At 53.2% G+C, this 12,685-nt stretch carries 11 protein-coding genes, 2 tRNA genes and 1 rRNA gene; 4 read left to right on the forward strand and 10 right to left on the reverse strand.

Annotated elements, in window-relative coordinates; genetic code table 11:
* Window positions 1-37 precede the first annotated feature (37 nt).
* Both ilvY and fabV read left to right on the forward strand, forming a co-directional pair.
* Window positions 38-940, forward strand: a complete 903-nt coding sequence (gene ilvY, locus ACHHZ7_RS18440) for an HTH-type transcriptional activator IlvY (protein ID WP_003829023.1) — start codon at window positions 38-40, stop codon at window positions 938-940.
* 172 nt (window positions 941-1,112) lie between these two features.
* Complete coding sequence (gene fabV / locus ACHHZ7_RS18445; RefSeq protein ID WP_008787067.1) at window positions 1,113-2,306, forward strand: enoyl-ACP reductase FabV; 1,194 nt, start codon at window positions 1,113-1,115, stop codon at window positions 2,304-2,306.
* Window positions 2,307-2,369: 63 nt separating this feature from the next.
* Here the strand turns inward: fabV and ilvA are convergent, their stop codons facing one another.
* From ilvA to ilvL, 6 genes are all read right to left on the reverse strand, one after another.
* Window positions 2,370-3,914 (reverse strand): threonine ammonia-lyase, biosynthetic, encoded by a 1,545-nt coding sequence (ilvA, locus tag ACHHZ7_RS18450; RefSeq protein ID WP_003018007.1) that lies wholly within the window; start codon window positions 3,912-3,914, stop codon window positions 2,370-2,372.
* A 5-nt stretch (window positions 3,915-3,919) separates the two neighbouring features.
* Window positions 3,920-5,770: a dihydroxy-acid dehydratase gene (gene ilvD / locus ACHHZ7_RS18455; RefSeq protein ID WP_003829028.1), complete on the reverse strand. Its 1,851-nt coding sequence runs from the start codon at window positions 5,768-5,770 to the stop codon at window positions 3,920-3,922.
* Between the two features lie 158 nt (window positions 5,771-5,928).
* Window positions 5,929-6,858, reverse strand: coding sequence for a branched-chain amino acid transaminase (locus ACHHZ7_RS18460; protein ID WP_003829030.1), 930 nt, complete (start codon window positions 6,856-6,858; stop codon window positions 5,929-5,931).
* A 17-nt stretch (window positions 6,859-6,875) separates the two neighbouring features.
* A complete protein-coding gene (gene ilvM, locus ACHHZ7_RS18465) occupies window positions 6,876-7,139 on the reverse strand; it encodes an acetolactate synthase 2 small subunit (RefSeq protein ID WP_003018017.1) in 264 nt (87 codons plus the stop codon).
* On the reverse strand, window positions 7,136-8,782 hold the full coding sequence (ilvG, locus tag ACHHZ7_RS18470) for an acetolactate synthase 2 catalytic subunit (protein ID WP_060683007.1): 1,647 nt from the start codon (window positions 8,780-8,782) through the stop codon (window positions 7,136-7,138). Before ilvG ends, ilvM begins: the two co-directional genes overlap by 4 nt.
* Window positions 8,783-8,921: 139 nt before the next feature.
* Entirely contained in the window at window positions 8,922-9,020 is a 99-nt protein-coding gene (gene ilvL, locus ACHHZ7_RS18475) for an ilv operon leader peptide (protein ID WP_001311244.1), read from the reverse strand.
* A 352-nt stretch (window positions 9,021-9,372) separates the two neighbouring features.
* On the opposite strand from ilvL, the gene ACHHZ7_RS18480 reads away from it, so the two are divergent.
* Window positions 9,373-10,893: a YifB family Mg chelatase-like AAA ATPase gene (locus tag ACHHZ7_RS18480; protein WP_060683006.1), complete on the forward strand. Its 1,521-nt coding sequence runs from the start codon at window positions 9,373-9,375 to the stop codon at window positions 10,891-10,893.
* A 24-nt stretch (window positions 10,894-10,917) separates the two neighbouring features.
* Here the strand turns inward: ACHHZ7_RS18480 and maoP are convergent, their stop codons facing one another.
* The gene (maoP, locus tag ACHHZ7_RS18485) at window positions 10,918-11,256 is read right to left on the reverse strand and encodes a macrodomain Ori organization protein MaoP (protein WP_003018025.1); all 339 of its coding nucleotides are present in this window, start codon (window positions 11,254-11,256) and stop codon (window positions 10,918-10,920) included.
* A gap of 106 nt (window positions 11,257-11,362) precedes the next feature.
* On the opposite strand from maoP, the gene hdfR reads away from it, so the two are divergent.
* On the forward strand, window positions 11,363-12,208 hold the full coding sequence (gene hdfR, locus ACHHZ7_RS18490) for an HTH-type transcriptional regulator HdfR (protein WP_123969736.1): 846 nt from the start codon (window positions 11,363-11,365) through the stop codon (window positions 12,206-12,208).
* A gap of 99 nt (window positions 12,209-12,307) precedes the next feature.
* On the opposite strand, the gene ACHHZ7_RS18495 is transcribed toward hdfR, so the two are convergent.
* The 3 genes from ACHHZ7_RS18495 to rrf all read right to left on the reverse strand — a co-directional run bounded on the left by ACHHZ7_RS18495 (window position 12,308) and on the right by rrf (window position 12,682).
* Window positions 12,308-12,383, reverse strand: a tRNA-Trp gene (locus ACHHZ7_RS18495).
* A 52-nt stretch (window positions 12,384-12,435) separates the two neighbouring features.
* Window positions 12,436-12,512 (reverse strand) — tRNA-Asp (locus tag ACHHZ7_RS18500).
* Window positions 12,513-12,566: 54 nt separating this feature from the next.
* A 5S ribosomal RNA gene (gene rrf / locus ACHHZ7_RS18505) occupies window positions 12,567-12,682 on the reverse strand.
* Between the last annotated feature and the right edge of the window lie 3 nt (window positions 12,683-12,685).

Raw genomic sequence — 12,685 nt, forward strand, 5'->3', positions numbered from 1 at the left:
TGCAATTTATGCAACGTAGAAAATCGGAGGCTCGTCTGTGGATTTACGCGATCTGAAAATGTTCCTGCATTTGGCTGAAAGTCGTCACTTTGGCCGCAGCGCGCGGGCAATGCACGTCAGCCCATCCACGCTTTCCCGGCAGATTCAGCGCCTCGAAGAAGACCTCGGCCAGCCGCTGTTTGTGCGCGATAACCGTACGGTTACGCTGACCGAAGCAGGTGAAGAGCTGCGCGTGTTTGCCCAACAGACGCTGTTGCAGTACCAGCAGTTACGCCACACCTTAGATCAACAAGGGCCGTCGCTGTCGGGCGAACTGCATATCTTCTGTTCGGTAACTGCCGCCTACAGCCATCTGCCGCCAATCCTTGACCGTTTCCGCGCCGAGCATCCGTCAGTGGAAATTAAGCTCACCACCGGCGACGCCGCCGATGCGATGGATAAAGTGGTCACTGGTGAAGCCGATCTGGCAATTGCCGGTAAGCCCGAAACGCTGCCTGGCGCGGTGGCGTTCTCGATGCTGGAGAATCTGACGGTTGTGTTGATCGCTCCGGCGCTGCCCTGCCCGGTGCGTAATCAGGTATCGGTCGATAAGCCGGACTGGTCGACGGTGCCGTTTATCATGGCCGATCAGGGTCCGGTACGCCGCCGTATCGAGCTGTGGTTCCGCCGTCACAAAATCAGCAACCCATCAATTTACGCCACGGTGGGTGGTCACGAAGCGATGGTCTCAATGGTGGCGCTGGGCTGCGGCGTAGCTCTGCTGCCGGAAGTGGTGCTAGAAAACAGCCCGGAGCCGGTGCGTAATCGCGTGATGATTTTAGAGCGCAGTGACGAAAAAACACCGTTCGAGCTTGGCGTCTGCGCTCCGAAAAAGCGACTGCATGAACCGCTGATCGACGCGTTTTGGAAGATTGTTCTGGAACGTAAATCCGCAGAGTAGCGCCAGCGTCAGGTCTAAAATCAGTGGTAGATTCAGTATTGGCGCTCCTTTTCTGTATAATGTCGTGATCCATTGTAGTGGGGGGCTTGTTAACCATCGCGTTAAGCAGGCCAGAACAGACGGTGTCATTGCGCACTTGACAGCGAAAATACAAACTTAATTAGCCATCATTATGATAATCAAACCAAAAATTCGTGGATTCATCTGTACAACGACCCATCCGACTGGCTGCAAAGTCAACGTGGAAAAGCAGATCGAGTATGTTAAGCAGAACGGGAAAATCGAGAACGGCCCGTCTCGCGTGCTGGTGATCGGTGCTTCCACCGGTTACGGTCTGGCTTCCAGAATTTCCGCCGCCTTTGGCAGCGGTGCCGCCACTATCGGCGTATTTTTCGAAAAACCGGGCACGGATACCAAACCAGGTTCCGCAGGCTGGTATAACTCTGCAGCTTTCGACGAAGCGGCCAAGCGTGAAGGTCTGTACTCCAAAAGCATCAACGGCGATGCGTTCTCTGACGAATGCCGTGATGAAGTGATCAAACTGATCAAAGAAGACCTGGGTCAGATTGACCTGGTGGTTTACTCACTGGCTTCCCCAGTGCGTAAAATGCCGAAAACCGGTGAAATCGTCCGTTCAGCGCTGAAGCCAATCGGTGAGGTTTACACCTCTAAAGCGATCGATACCAACAAAGATCAGATCATCACCGCCAGCATTGAGCCGGCAACCGAAGAAGAAGTTCAGAACACCGTCACCGTCATGGGCGGCGAAGACTGGGAACTGTGGATGGGCGCGCTGAGCGAAGCGGGCGTGCTGGCTGATGGCGTGAAAACCGTAGCCTACTCCTACATCGGTACCGACCTGACCTGGCCAATCTACTGGCACGGCGCGCTGGGCAAAGCGAAAGAAGACCTCGATCGCGCGGCGGGAGAACTGCGTAACCAGCTGGCACCGCTGAACGGTTCCGCTAACGTTGCCGTACTGAAGTCCGTCATCACCCAGGCATCTTCTGCGATTCCGGTAATGCCACTGTACATCTCCATGGTCTTCAAGCTGATGAAAGCGCAGGGGATTCACGAAGGTTGTATTGAGCAGATCAACCGTCTGATGACCACCAGCCTGTACGGCGATAAAGTGGCGCTTGATGACAACCAGCGTATCCGTATGGATGACTGGGAACTGCGTGACGACATTCAGCAGGCATGTCGCGATCTGTGGCCGCTGATCACTACCGAAAACCTGGCGCAAGAAACTGACTATGCAGGATACAAGCAGGAATTCCTGAATCTGTTCGGTTTTGCCCTCGACGGTGTGGATTACGATGCTGACGTGAATACCGAAGTCGAATTCGACGTTATCACGCTGTAATCTGCTGATACAGTAGCAAAAAGGGTTCATGTTTTTACATGAACCCTTTTTTAATGGCTGTCGTTAACCCGCCAGGAAGAACCTGAACGCCGGGTTATGTGTTTCATCATGACAGTCATAACCCAGTTCATTCAGCCGCGTTTCGAAATCAGGCTCGTGTTCACCCAACTCAAACGCCGCCAGCACACGACCATAGTCAGTGCCGTGACTGCGATAGTGGAACAATGAAATATTCCAGTGCGTCCCCAGGGTATGCAGGAATTTGAGCAACGCCCCCGGCGACTCCGGAAATTCGAAGCTATAAAGACGTTCCTGTAAGGGTTTCGACGGACGTCCACCGACCATATAGCGCACGTGTAGCTTCGCCATCTCGTCATCAGACAGATCCACCACGCTATAGCCGCCCTCATTGAGCAGTTGCAGGATTTCCTTACGCTCTTCCAGCCCACGGCTCAGACGTACGCCGACAAAAATGCAGGCGTCTTTCGCATCAGCAAAGCGGTAGTTAAACTCGGTCACCGAGCGCCCGCCCAGCAGTTGGCAAAACTTCAGGAAGCTGCCCTTTTCTTCCGGGATGGTCACGGCCAGCAAGGCTTCGCGCTGTTCCCCCAGCTCGCAACGTTCAGAAACGTAGCGCAGGCCGTGGAAGTTAACGTTAGCGCCGGAAAGAACATGAGCCAGACGCTCACCGCGAATATTATGCTGGGCGATGTATTTTTTCATCCCCGCCAGCGCCAGCGCCCCGGAAGGCTCCGCCACCGCGCGTACATCTTCGAACAGGTCTTTCATTGCCGCGCAAATAGCATCGCTATCCACGGTAATAATATCGTCGAGGTATTCCTGGCACAGACGGAAGGTTTCATCGCCAATACGTTTCACCGCCACGCCTTCGGCAAAGAGACCCACTCGCGGCAGATCCACCGGATGACCAGCATCCAGCGCCGCTTTCAGACAGGCCGAATCTTCCGCTTCCACGGCAATCACTTTGATTTGCGGCATCAGCTGTTTAATTAGCACCGCAACACCTGCCGCTAATCCGCCACCACCAACTGGCACAAATACGCGATCGAGATGCGCGTCCTGCTGGAGCAGCTCCAGCGCCAGCGTGCCCTGCCCGGCAATCACCATCGGATGATCGAACGGCGGCACCCAGGTAAACCCCTGCTGCTGCGACAATTCAATCGCTTTGGCTTTGGCTTCATCAAAGTTCGCGCCGTGCAGCAGCACTTCTCCGCCGAAGCCGCGAACGGCGTCGACTTTGATATCGGCGGTAGCCGTTGGCATGACAATCAGCGCCTTCACGCCTAATCGCGCAGAAGAGAACGCGACGCCCTGAGCATGATTACCAGCCGATGCGGTAATGACGCCATGCGCTTTTTGCTCTTCGGTCAAGCCCGCCATCATGGCATAGGCACCGCGTAGCTTGAAGCTGTGAACAGGTTGACGGTCTTCGCGCTTCACCAGAATGACATTGTCGAGGCGCGAAGAGAGTTTTTCCATTTTCTGTAGCGGCGTTACCTGTGCCGCTTCGTATACCGGCGCACGCAGTACCGCTCTGAGATACTCGGCGCCCTCAGGAGCGCCGGATAGAGGTTGTGAATCCGCCATGGTCATTATCCCCCGAGCTTCGACTTATCGCGCACCGCACCTTTGTCGGCACTGGTTGCCAGGCTGGCGTAGGCGCGCAGTGCAAAGGAGACCTGACGCTGACGATCTTTTGGCGTCCAGGCTTTGTCACCGCGAGCTTCCTGCGCTTCACGGCGCGCAGCGATTTCCGCATCACTCAGTTGAAGTTGAATACCACGATTCGGGATATCGATGGCAATCATGTCACCATCTTCGATAATCGCGATATTACCGCCGCTGGCCGCTTCCGGAGAAACGTGACCAATGGAAAGCCCCGAAGTACCGCCGGAGAAACGACCATCGGTAATCAGCGCGCAAGCCTTACCGAGGCCCATCGATTTCAGGAAGGTGGTTGGGTAGAGCATTTCCTGCATGCCTGGCCCGCCTTTCGGCCCTTCGTAGCGAATGACAACCACGTCGCCAGCCACCACTTTACCGCCGAGGATGGCTTCAACCGCATCGTCCTGGCTTTCATACACTTTTGCCGGGCCGGTGAATTTCAGGATGCTGTCATCCACGCCTGCGGTTTTTACAATACAGCCGTTTTCCGCGAAGTTACCGTACAGAACTGCCAGACCGCCGTCTTTGCTGTAAGCGTGCTCCAGCGAGCGAATACAGCCTTCAGCGCGGTCGTCATCCAGCGTATCCCAACGGCAATCCTGTGAGAATGCCTGGGTTGTACGAATGCCGGCCGGGCCAGCACGGAACATTTTTTTCACCGCGTCGTCTTTGGTCAACATCACGTCATACCGATCGAGCGTTTGCGGCAGAGTCAGCCCCAGCACGTTTTTCACGTCGCGGTTCAGCAGTCCAGCACGATCCAGTTCGCCTAAAATACCCAGTACGCCGCCTGCGCGGTGCACGTCTTCCATATGGTATTTCTGTGTACTCGGCGCCACTTTACACAGCTGCGGGACTTTGCGGGACAGCTTGTCGATATCACTCATGGTGAAGTCGATTTCCGCTTCCTGCGCGGCTGCCAGCAGGTGCAGAACGGTGTTGGTGGAGCCACCCATGGCGATATCCAGCGTCATGGCGTTCTCAAATGCCGCTTTGCTGGCAATGTTGCGCGGCAGCGCGGAAGCATCGTCCTGCTCGTAATAGCGTTTGGTCAGCTCGACGATGCGCTTACCTGCGTTGAGGAACAGTTCTTTACGGTCGGCGTGAGTCGCCAGCAGTGAACCGTTACCCGGCTGCGACAGGCCCAGCGCTTCAGTCAGGCAGTTCATCGAGTTAGCGGTGAACATACCGGAACAGGAGCCGCAGGTCGGACAGGCGGAACGTTCAACCTGCTCGCTTTGTGAGTCGGAAACTTTCGGGTCAGCACCCTGAATCATCGCATCAACCAGGTCGAGCTTGATGATTTGGTCAGAGAGCTTGGTTTTCCCGGCTTCCATCGGACCGCCGGAAACAAAGATCACCGGAATATTCAGGCGCAAAGAGGCCATTAACATCCCGGGGGTGATTTTGTCGCAGTTGGAGATGCAGACCATCGCATCGGCGCAGTGGGCGTTAACCATGTACTCAACGGAGTCAGCGATCAGCTCACGCGACGGCAGTGAATACAGCATGCCGCCATGACCCATGGCGATACCATCATCCACAGCAATGGTGTTGAACTCTTTCGCCACGCCGCCTGAGGCTTCGATTTGTTCGGCAACCAGCTTACCGAGATCGCGCAGGTGGACGTGACCCGGCACAAACTGGGTAAAGGAGTTCACCACAGCGATAATCGGTTTACCGAAGTCATCATCGGTCATCCCGGTGGCGCGCCACAATGCGCGGGCACCCGCCATATTGCGGCCGTGGGTGGTGGTAGCAGAACGATACTTAGGCATGCTTGATTAACTCCCGTCTGTCTTTCCCCTGCATACTTCACGCCGCAGGTGCGTTGGCCGCCTCGCTCACCTCAGTCACTTACTACAGTAAGCTCCTGGGACTTGCTGCGTTGCCGTCTTCCTACAACGTGAATTATTTTGGGGAAATATTAATTTTGTTATTGGTTTACTGAATCCAACCAGCCGTATTTATCTTCCGTTTCACCGGTGAAGAGCCCAAAGAAGGCCTGCTGGATGCGTTTGGTGACCGGACCGCAGCGGCCTTCGCCCACCTGGATACCATCGACACTGCGTACAGGGGTGATTTCAGCCGCGGTACCGGACATGAACACTTCGTCAGCCAGGTACAGTGATTCACGGGACAACACCTGCTCACGCACTTCGATATCGAGATCTTTCGCCAGCTTAATGATCGCGTCACGGGTAATACCCGGCAGTGCAGAAGAGGTAAACGGCGGGGTAAACAGAATGCCGTCTTTTACTTCAAACAGGTTTTCGCCCGCACCTTCGGAGATGTAGCCATTCACGTCCAGCGCAATGCCTTCCTGATAGCCATGACGACGCGCTTCGCTACCCACCAGCAGCGAAGACAGATAGTTACCGCCCGCTTTAGCAGCAGTAGGGATGGTGTTCGGCGCAACGCGGTTCCAGGAAGAAACCATCGCGTCGATCCCCTGCTCCAGCGCTTCTGCACCAAGGTAAGCACCCCACGGGAACGCGGCGATGATCACGTCAGTGGTGTATCCCGCTGGCGGGTTAACGCCCATCCCCACGTCGCCAACAAACACCAGCGGACGGATATAGGCGCTGGTCAGATTGTTTTTACGAATCACCTCGCGGCAAGCTTCCATCAGCTCATCAACGCTCTGAGAAACCGGAAAACGATAGATCTTGGCTGAATCACGCAGACGCTGCATATGTTCGCGATGACGGAACACCACCGGCCCTTTGTGAGAATCGTAGCAACGGATGCCTTCGAATACTGAAGTACCGTAGTGCAGCGCGTGGGACATCACGTGAACCTTCGCGTCTTCCCAACGAATCATCTCGCCATTAGACCAAATGTAATCAGCTTTTTTCGTCGTCATTTTTCTTCCTTTTGCGCTCAGGCGCGGATTTGTTGTGATGTGGTTGTGCTCTGGCAGATAGCAACATGTGCAACGTCTACCAGTTTACTTAACTGACTAAACAGTAAGTCGACCGACCGGGGGCTGGCAACGGTCAATTCGATATTTATATTTTGCGCATCGCTGGCGGCTTCCATATTCATGGAGCACACCTGAAAACCACGATGGCGTACCACGCGTAAAACACGTTCTAACGTTTCCGGATTGAAACGAGCCTCAACGGCGACCTGATGTTGCATCATGATAATTTCTCCAGCATTTCTGAGTTACTGGCACCTGGCGGTACCAGAGGCCAGACATTCTCAAGTTCGTCGATTGAGACATGAAGCAGGTATGGCCCCTCGCTGTTCAGCATGGTGTCGAGTGCCGCTTCAACCTGGTCTTTACGGGTGATGTGTTGACCTGGTATGCCGAAGGCGCTGGCCAACATGAGGAAATCGGGGTTATCGGTAAGGGTGGTTTCGCTATAACGTTCCTGGAAAAACAGCTGCTGCCATTGTCGCACCATGCCTAACCGCTGGTTGTCGAGTAAGACTATTTTCAGCGGCAACTGCTTGCGTTTTACGGTGCCCAGTTCCTGTACATTCATCATGAAGGAACCGTCACCGGAGATACAGATTACCGTATCGTTCGGGCGAGCAACCTGCGCGCCAACCGCTGCTGGCAGGCCAAAGCCCATCGTACCCAAGCCGCTCGAGGTGATGAAATTTTCCGGGCGGGTGTAGGTCATATGTTGCGCCGACCACATCTGATGCTGACCAACATCCGTTGTCACTACGCTGTCCGTGGGTTTGCGATCGGACAACTGCTTCAACAACAGTGGCGCGTAGATAGCCTCACCGGGATGATCATAGCGCCAGGTATGCTCTGTGCGCAGTTCAGCGCTATGCTGACGCCATGCGTCAATCTTCAGAGATTGCTGCAATGCCGGCAGCAGAGAATTTAAATCACCCTGCAGGGCGACGTGCGCCTGCCGCAGCTTGTTCATTTCCGCAGGGTCGATATCCATGTGGATCACGCTGGCGTTCGGTGCGAAGGTATTCAGCTTGCCGGTCACCCGGTCATCAAAACGCGCACCCACTGCAATCAGTAAATCACATTCTTGCACCGCGAAATTTGCCGCTTTAGTGCCATGCATTCCCAACATACCCAAATAGTATGGGTAGTCAGCTTCTACTGCGCCCAGACCTTTCAGCGTGCAGGCGACCGGCATTTGGGTTACCGCGATAAATTCACGCAGGGCCGGGACCGCCTGCGCCATACCAACGCCGCCACCGACGTACAGGATCGGTTTTTGCGCCTGCGCCAGCATTTTACGCGCCTGCTCAACATCCGCGTGCGGGAAAACCTCTACGTTTTCGACAGTCGTAAAATACGGCTCCAGCGTACCGCTGGCCAGCTGGATGTCTTTCGGGATATCAACCAGAACCGGACCCGGACGACCGGAGTTCGCCACAGCGAAAGCCTCTGCCATGATGCGCGGCAGCTCTTCCAGTGACTGCACCAGGAAACTGTGTTTGGTGCAGGACAAAGACATACCCAGAACATCCACTTCCTGGAACGCATCCGTTCCGATGAAAGGTGAGGCCACCTGGCCGGTGATCGCCACCACAGGAACAGAATCTAACAGCGCATCGGCGAGTCCGGTGATCAGGTTGGTAGCGCCAGGACCTGAAGTGGCGATACACACACCGGTTTTACCGGTCGCACGGGCATAGCCAATTGCCGCCATTGCCGCACCCTGCTCGTGTCGGCACAACAGGTGTTCTACGCCGCCGTCATACAACGCATCGTAAACCGGCATAATTGCGCCACCAGGATAACCAAAGACGGTTTGAACCCCTTGTGCACGCAACGCATGTACCACCCACTGTGCCCCATTCATAGTTACATCCCCGCCGTAAATCTTGAGAAACAGAATTTTATGCTACCGTTCACTTTCTGCTCCTCATGTATGTTTTTAAGGTCAAAAAAAACCCCCGGACCTTTCGGTGCGGGGGTCTTAGTTCGTTAAGGCTTGTTTTCTAAGCCTTTCCTCGTCCAAGTGCAGCCCCGCACGGTGGGATAATAATCACCACCACGCTAATCACGACCAGGCTAATCACTCGTAGAAGGGCTGTCATTTTTGTATTTTCTTGCATCTTGTTCGAAGGAATACCTAAAGAGTTACCATAGAATTTGCAAATGACACAAGATATTTTTTTATTCGTTTTTCTGACGCCGTTAACGGTTTAGATAAATATCGTTGTTTTTTATACAAAAAATCAAAAGTGAAAATATTTCACGTTTCAGGTGATTCTCGGCAACCCGTTTCCTACTAAAAACGTTATTCAAAAGCGTTTGCGAGCGCTATTCCAGGCTTTATGCAAGCAGTATTGAGCTACATAAAAACACAGGAATAAGCCTCTAAAAACCGTAATTATGTGAAATCTTGCCGCGATGTATTGCGACATAATGCTTTCATCAGGAGGGCTTATGTCACTATCGATTGTTCACACACGCGCTGCGCTGGGCGTGAATGCGCCAGCCATTACCATCGAGGTACATATCAGCAATGGTTTGCCTGGTTTAACCATGGTGGGATTACCCGAAACAACGGTAAAAGAAGCCCGCGATCGGGTTCGCAGTGCGATTATTAATAGCGGTTATGAATTCCCGGCGAAGAAGATAACCATAAACCTCGCTCCGGCCGATCTCCCGAAAGAAGGGGGACGATATGATTTACCTATCGCAGTTGCGCTTCTGGCAGCGTCTGAGCAGCTTACAACCCATATCCTCGATACATATGAGCTGGTAGGCGAATTAGCGCTTACAGGCGCGTTACGCGGCGTTCCCGGTGCGATATCAAGTGCAACTGAAGCTATTCGCGCAGGCAGGAGAATTATTGTCGCAAAAGAGAATGCAGCTGAAGTGGGACTGATACACGGTGAAGGGTGCCTGATAGCCGATCATCTACAGGCCGTATGCGCATTTCTCGAAGGTAAGCATGATTTAGACAGACCATCATCGGCAGATTTTACCCCCTGCGCATTAGCAGATGATCTGAGCGATGTTATCGGCCAGGAACAGGGTAAACGCGGGCTGGAGCTTACCGCAGCTGGCGGTCATAACCTCTTACTCATCGGGCCGCCGGGAACGGGTAAGACCATGCTGGCCAGTCGCCTGAGAGGATTGCTTCCGCCACTGAGCAATGATGAAGCACTGGAAAGCGCCGCGATTCTAAGTCTGATCAATTCCGACACGCTACAAAAACAGTGGAAACAACGCCCTTTTCGTTCGCCGCATCACAGTGCTTCATTAACTGCCATGGTCGGTGGCGGCTCTATTCCTGCGCCAGGCGAGATATCTCTGGCGCATAACGGCATACTGTTTCTGGATGAGCTTCCCGAGTTTGAGCGGCGCACGCTGGATGCACTGCGAGAGCCCATTGAGTCCGGGCAGATTCATTTATCCCGTACTCGGGCAAAAATAACTTACCCCGCGCGTTTTCAGCTTATTGCTGCCATGAATCCCAGCCCAACAGGACATTATCAGGGGAACCATAACCGCTGTACCCCAGAGCAGACGCTACGCTACCTCAATCGATTATCAGGTCCATTTCTTGACCGCTTCGATCTCTCCCTCGAAATCCCCTTACCGCCGCCCGGCATACTCAGCCAGAGCCAGGTAAAAGGGGAAGATAGCGCAACGGTGAAGCAACGCGTTATGGCAGCACGAGAGCGTCAGTATCAGCGGCAGAATAAGTTAAATGCGCACCTGGACAGTCAGGATATCCATAAATACTGTCCACTGCGTAGCGACGATGCGCAGTGGCTTGAAGAAACGCTCGCGCATCTCGGATTATCCATCCGCGCCTGGTTACGCCTGATAAAGGTCGCTCGAACGATCGCGGATATAGAACAATCTGACCATATCTCTCGCCAGCACTTACAGGAAGCTGTTGGGTATCGGGCGATAGACAGATTACTCATTCATTTGCAGAAACTACTGGCATAAAAAAAGGGCTTTCGCCCTTTTTTATTAATCATCAGATTCGGTGTAGTCTTCCGCACCTTCCACCTGAGGTTTCCCGCCAGACAGCGTGTGGAAGCGTTTTGGACGCTTAATGCGCGTCATGTATTTGGACCACACACGTTCAGCTTCGGTAACCGGTTCGCGCTCACCACGGCATACCGCAACAAACAGTTTTTCTTCTTCCGTTACCGGCTCACGCTTGCCCAGATCCAGCTCGTTGAAAGCATAACCGTGACGCTCAAGCAGTTGTGCTTCTTTAATGGTGAAATCACCATGACGGGAGAATCCGCGGGGATAATATTTATTATCGAAATATCGATTAGTCGTCGTAAAGCTTTCCGCCATCCTGCACGCTCCTAATTCTTTGGCCGAGCTATTTATGGCGCGGAGTATTAGTTACGCTTGACAGAGCGTCAAACAAAAGATTTAAATCATAACGACAAATAATTTTATGGAGCGAGTTGTGGATACGGAATTGTTAAAAACTTTCCTGGAAGTTAGCCGGACACGCCACTTTGGCAGGGCTGCTGAAGCGCTCTATCTGACCCAATCAGCGGTTAGTTTTCGGATCAGACAACTGGAAAATCAATTGGGTGTAAACCTGTTCACCCGACACAGAAACAATATCCGTTTAACCGCTGCAGGTGAAAAATTATTACCTTACGCTGAAACGTTGATGAATACGTGGCAAGCAGCACGTAAGGAGGTTGCGAATACCTCGCGGCATAACGAGTTTTCTATTGGTGCCAGCGCATCCCTCTGGGAATGCATGCTTAATGGCTGGCTGGGGCGTTTGTACCAATCCCAGGAGCCACAATCCAGCCTGCAATTTGAAGCGAGGATCGCGCAGCGACAGTCGTTAGTAAAACAGCTTCATGAACGACAGCTTGATCTATTGATTACTACAGAAACGCCCAAAATGGACGAATTTAGCAGCCAACTGTTGGGATATTTCACGCTGGCGCTCTATTGCAGTTCTCCTTCACAAACCAAAGATAAACTGAATTATCTGCGTCTGGAATGGGGACCTGACTTTCAGCAACACGAGGCTGGATTGATTGCGGGAGATGAAGTGCCGGTACTTACCACCAGTTCGGCAGAATTAGCCAGGCAGCAACTTTCAGTCCTCAAAGGTTTTAGCTGGCTACCGGTCAGCTGGGCTAAAGGTAAAAGCGATCTCCATACGGTTACCGACAGTACAACGCTTTCACGCCCGTTATATGCAGTTTGGCTGCAAAATAGCGATAAACATGCGCTGATTTGCGATCTGCTGAGAACGAATATTCTGGAAGATTAAGGAAAACGCTGGCAAGGATGCCGGGAGTAAAATAGAAAGAAGGAAAAACTCAAATTATAGGTAAAAAAAATCCTTAGCAAGAATGCTAAGGATTGTTTCTGGCAGGGGCGGAGAGACTCGAACTCGCGACACCCGGTTTTGGAGACCGGTGCTCTACCAACTGAGCTACGCCCCTAAATCTTCTTATCATTAAGCCTGCTTAGTAGCAGGCTTAATTTTCTAATAAGTGGCGGAACGGACGGGACTCGAACCCGCGACCCCCTGCGTGACAGGCAGGTATTCTAACCAACTGAACTACCGCTCCACCGAATTTCTTTGTCACCACCCGGATTTTCATCCCGGTTTACTGCAATTTGATGCCTGGCAGTTCCCTACTCTCGCATGGGGAGACCCCACACTACCATCGGCGCTACGGCGTTTCACTTCTGAGTTCGGCATGGGGTCAGGTGGGACCACCGCGCTACAGCCGCCAGGCAA

The sequence above is a fragment of the Citrobacter freundii complex sp. 2024EL-00216 genome, from assembly GCF_043945515.1.
GTDB lineage: Bacteria > Pseudomonadota > Gammaproteobacteria > Enterobacterales > Enterobacteriaceae > Citrobacter > Citrobacter portucalensis.

Excerpts from the sequence above, each read along its gene's own strand:
- fabV (WP_008787067.1), top strand. The coding sequence starts at position 1,113 with ATGATAATCAAACCAAAAATTCGTGGATTCATCTGTACAACGACCCAT.
- ilvA (WP_003018007.1), bottom strand. The coding sequence starts at position 3,914 with ATGGCGGATTCACAACCTCTATCCGGCGCTCCTGAGGGCGCCGAGTAT.
- ilvD (WP_003829028.1), bottom strand. The coding sequence starts at position 5,770 with ATGCCTAAGTATCGTTCTGCTACCACCACCCACGGCCGCAATATGGCG.
- ACHHZ7_RS18460 (WP_003829030.1), bottom strand. The coding sequence starts at position 6,858 with ATGACGACGAAAAAAGCTGATTACATTTGGTCTAATGGCGAGATGATT.
- ilvM (WP_003018017.1), bottom strand. The coding sequence starts at position 7,139 with ATGATGCAACATCAGGTCGCCGTTGAGGCTCGTTTCAATCCGGAAACG.
- ilvG (WP_060683007.1), bottom strand. The coding sequence starts at position 8,782 with ATGAATGGGGCACAGTGGGTGGTACATGCGTTGCGTGCACAAGGGGTT.
- ilvL (WP_001311244.1), bottom strand. The coding sequence starts at position 9,020 with ATGACAGCCCTTCTACGAGTGATTAGCCTGGTCGTGATTAGCGTGGTG.
- ACHHZ7_RS18480 (WP_060683006.1), top strand. The coding sequence starts at position 9,373 with ATGTCACTATCGATTGTTCACACACGCGCTGCGCTGGGCGTGAATGCG.
- maoP (WP_003018025.1), bottom strand. The coding sequence starts at position 11,256 with ATGGCGGAAAGCTTTACGACGACTAATCGATATTTCGATAATAAATAT.
- hdfR (WP_123969736.1), top strand. The coding sequence starts at position 11,363 with ATGGAGCGAGTTGTGGATACGGAATTGTTAAAAACTTTCCTGGAAGTT.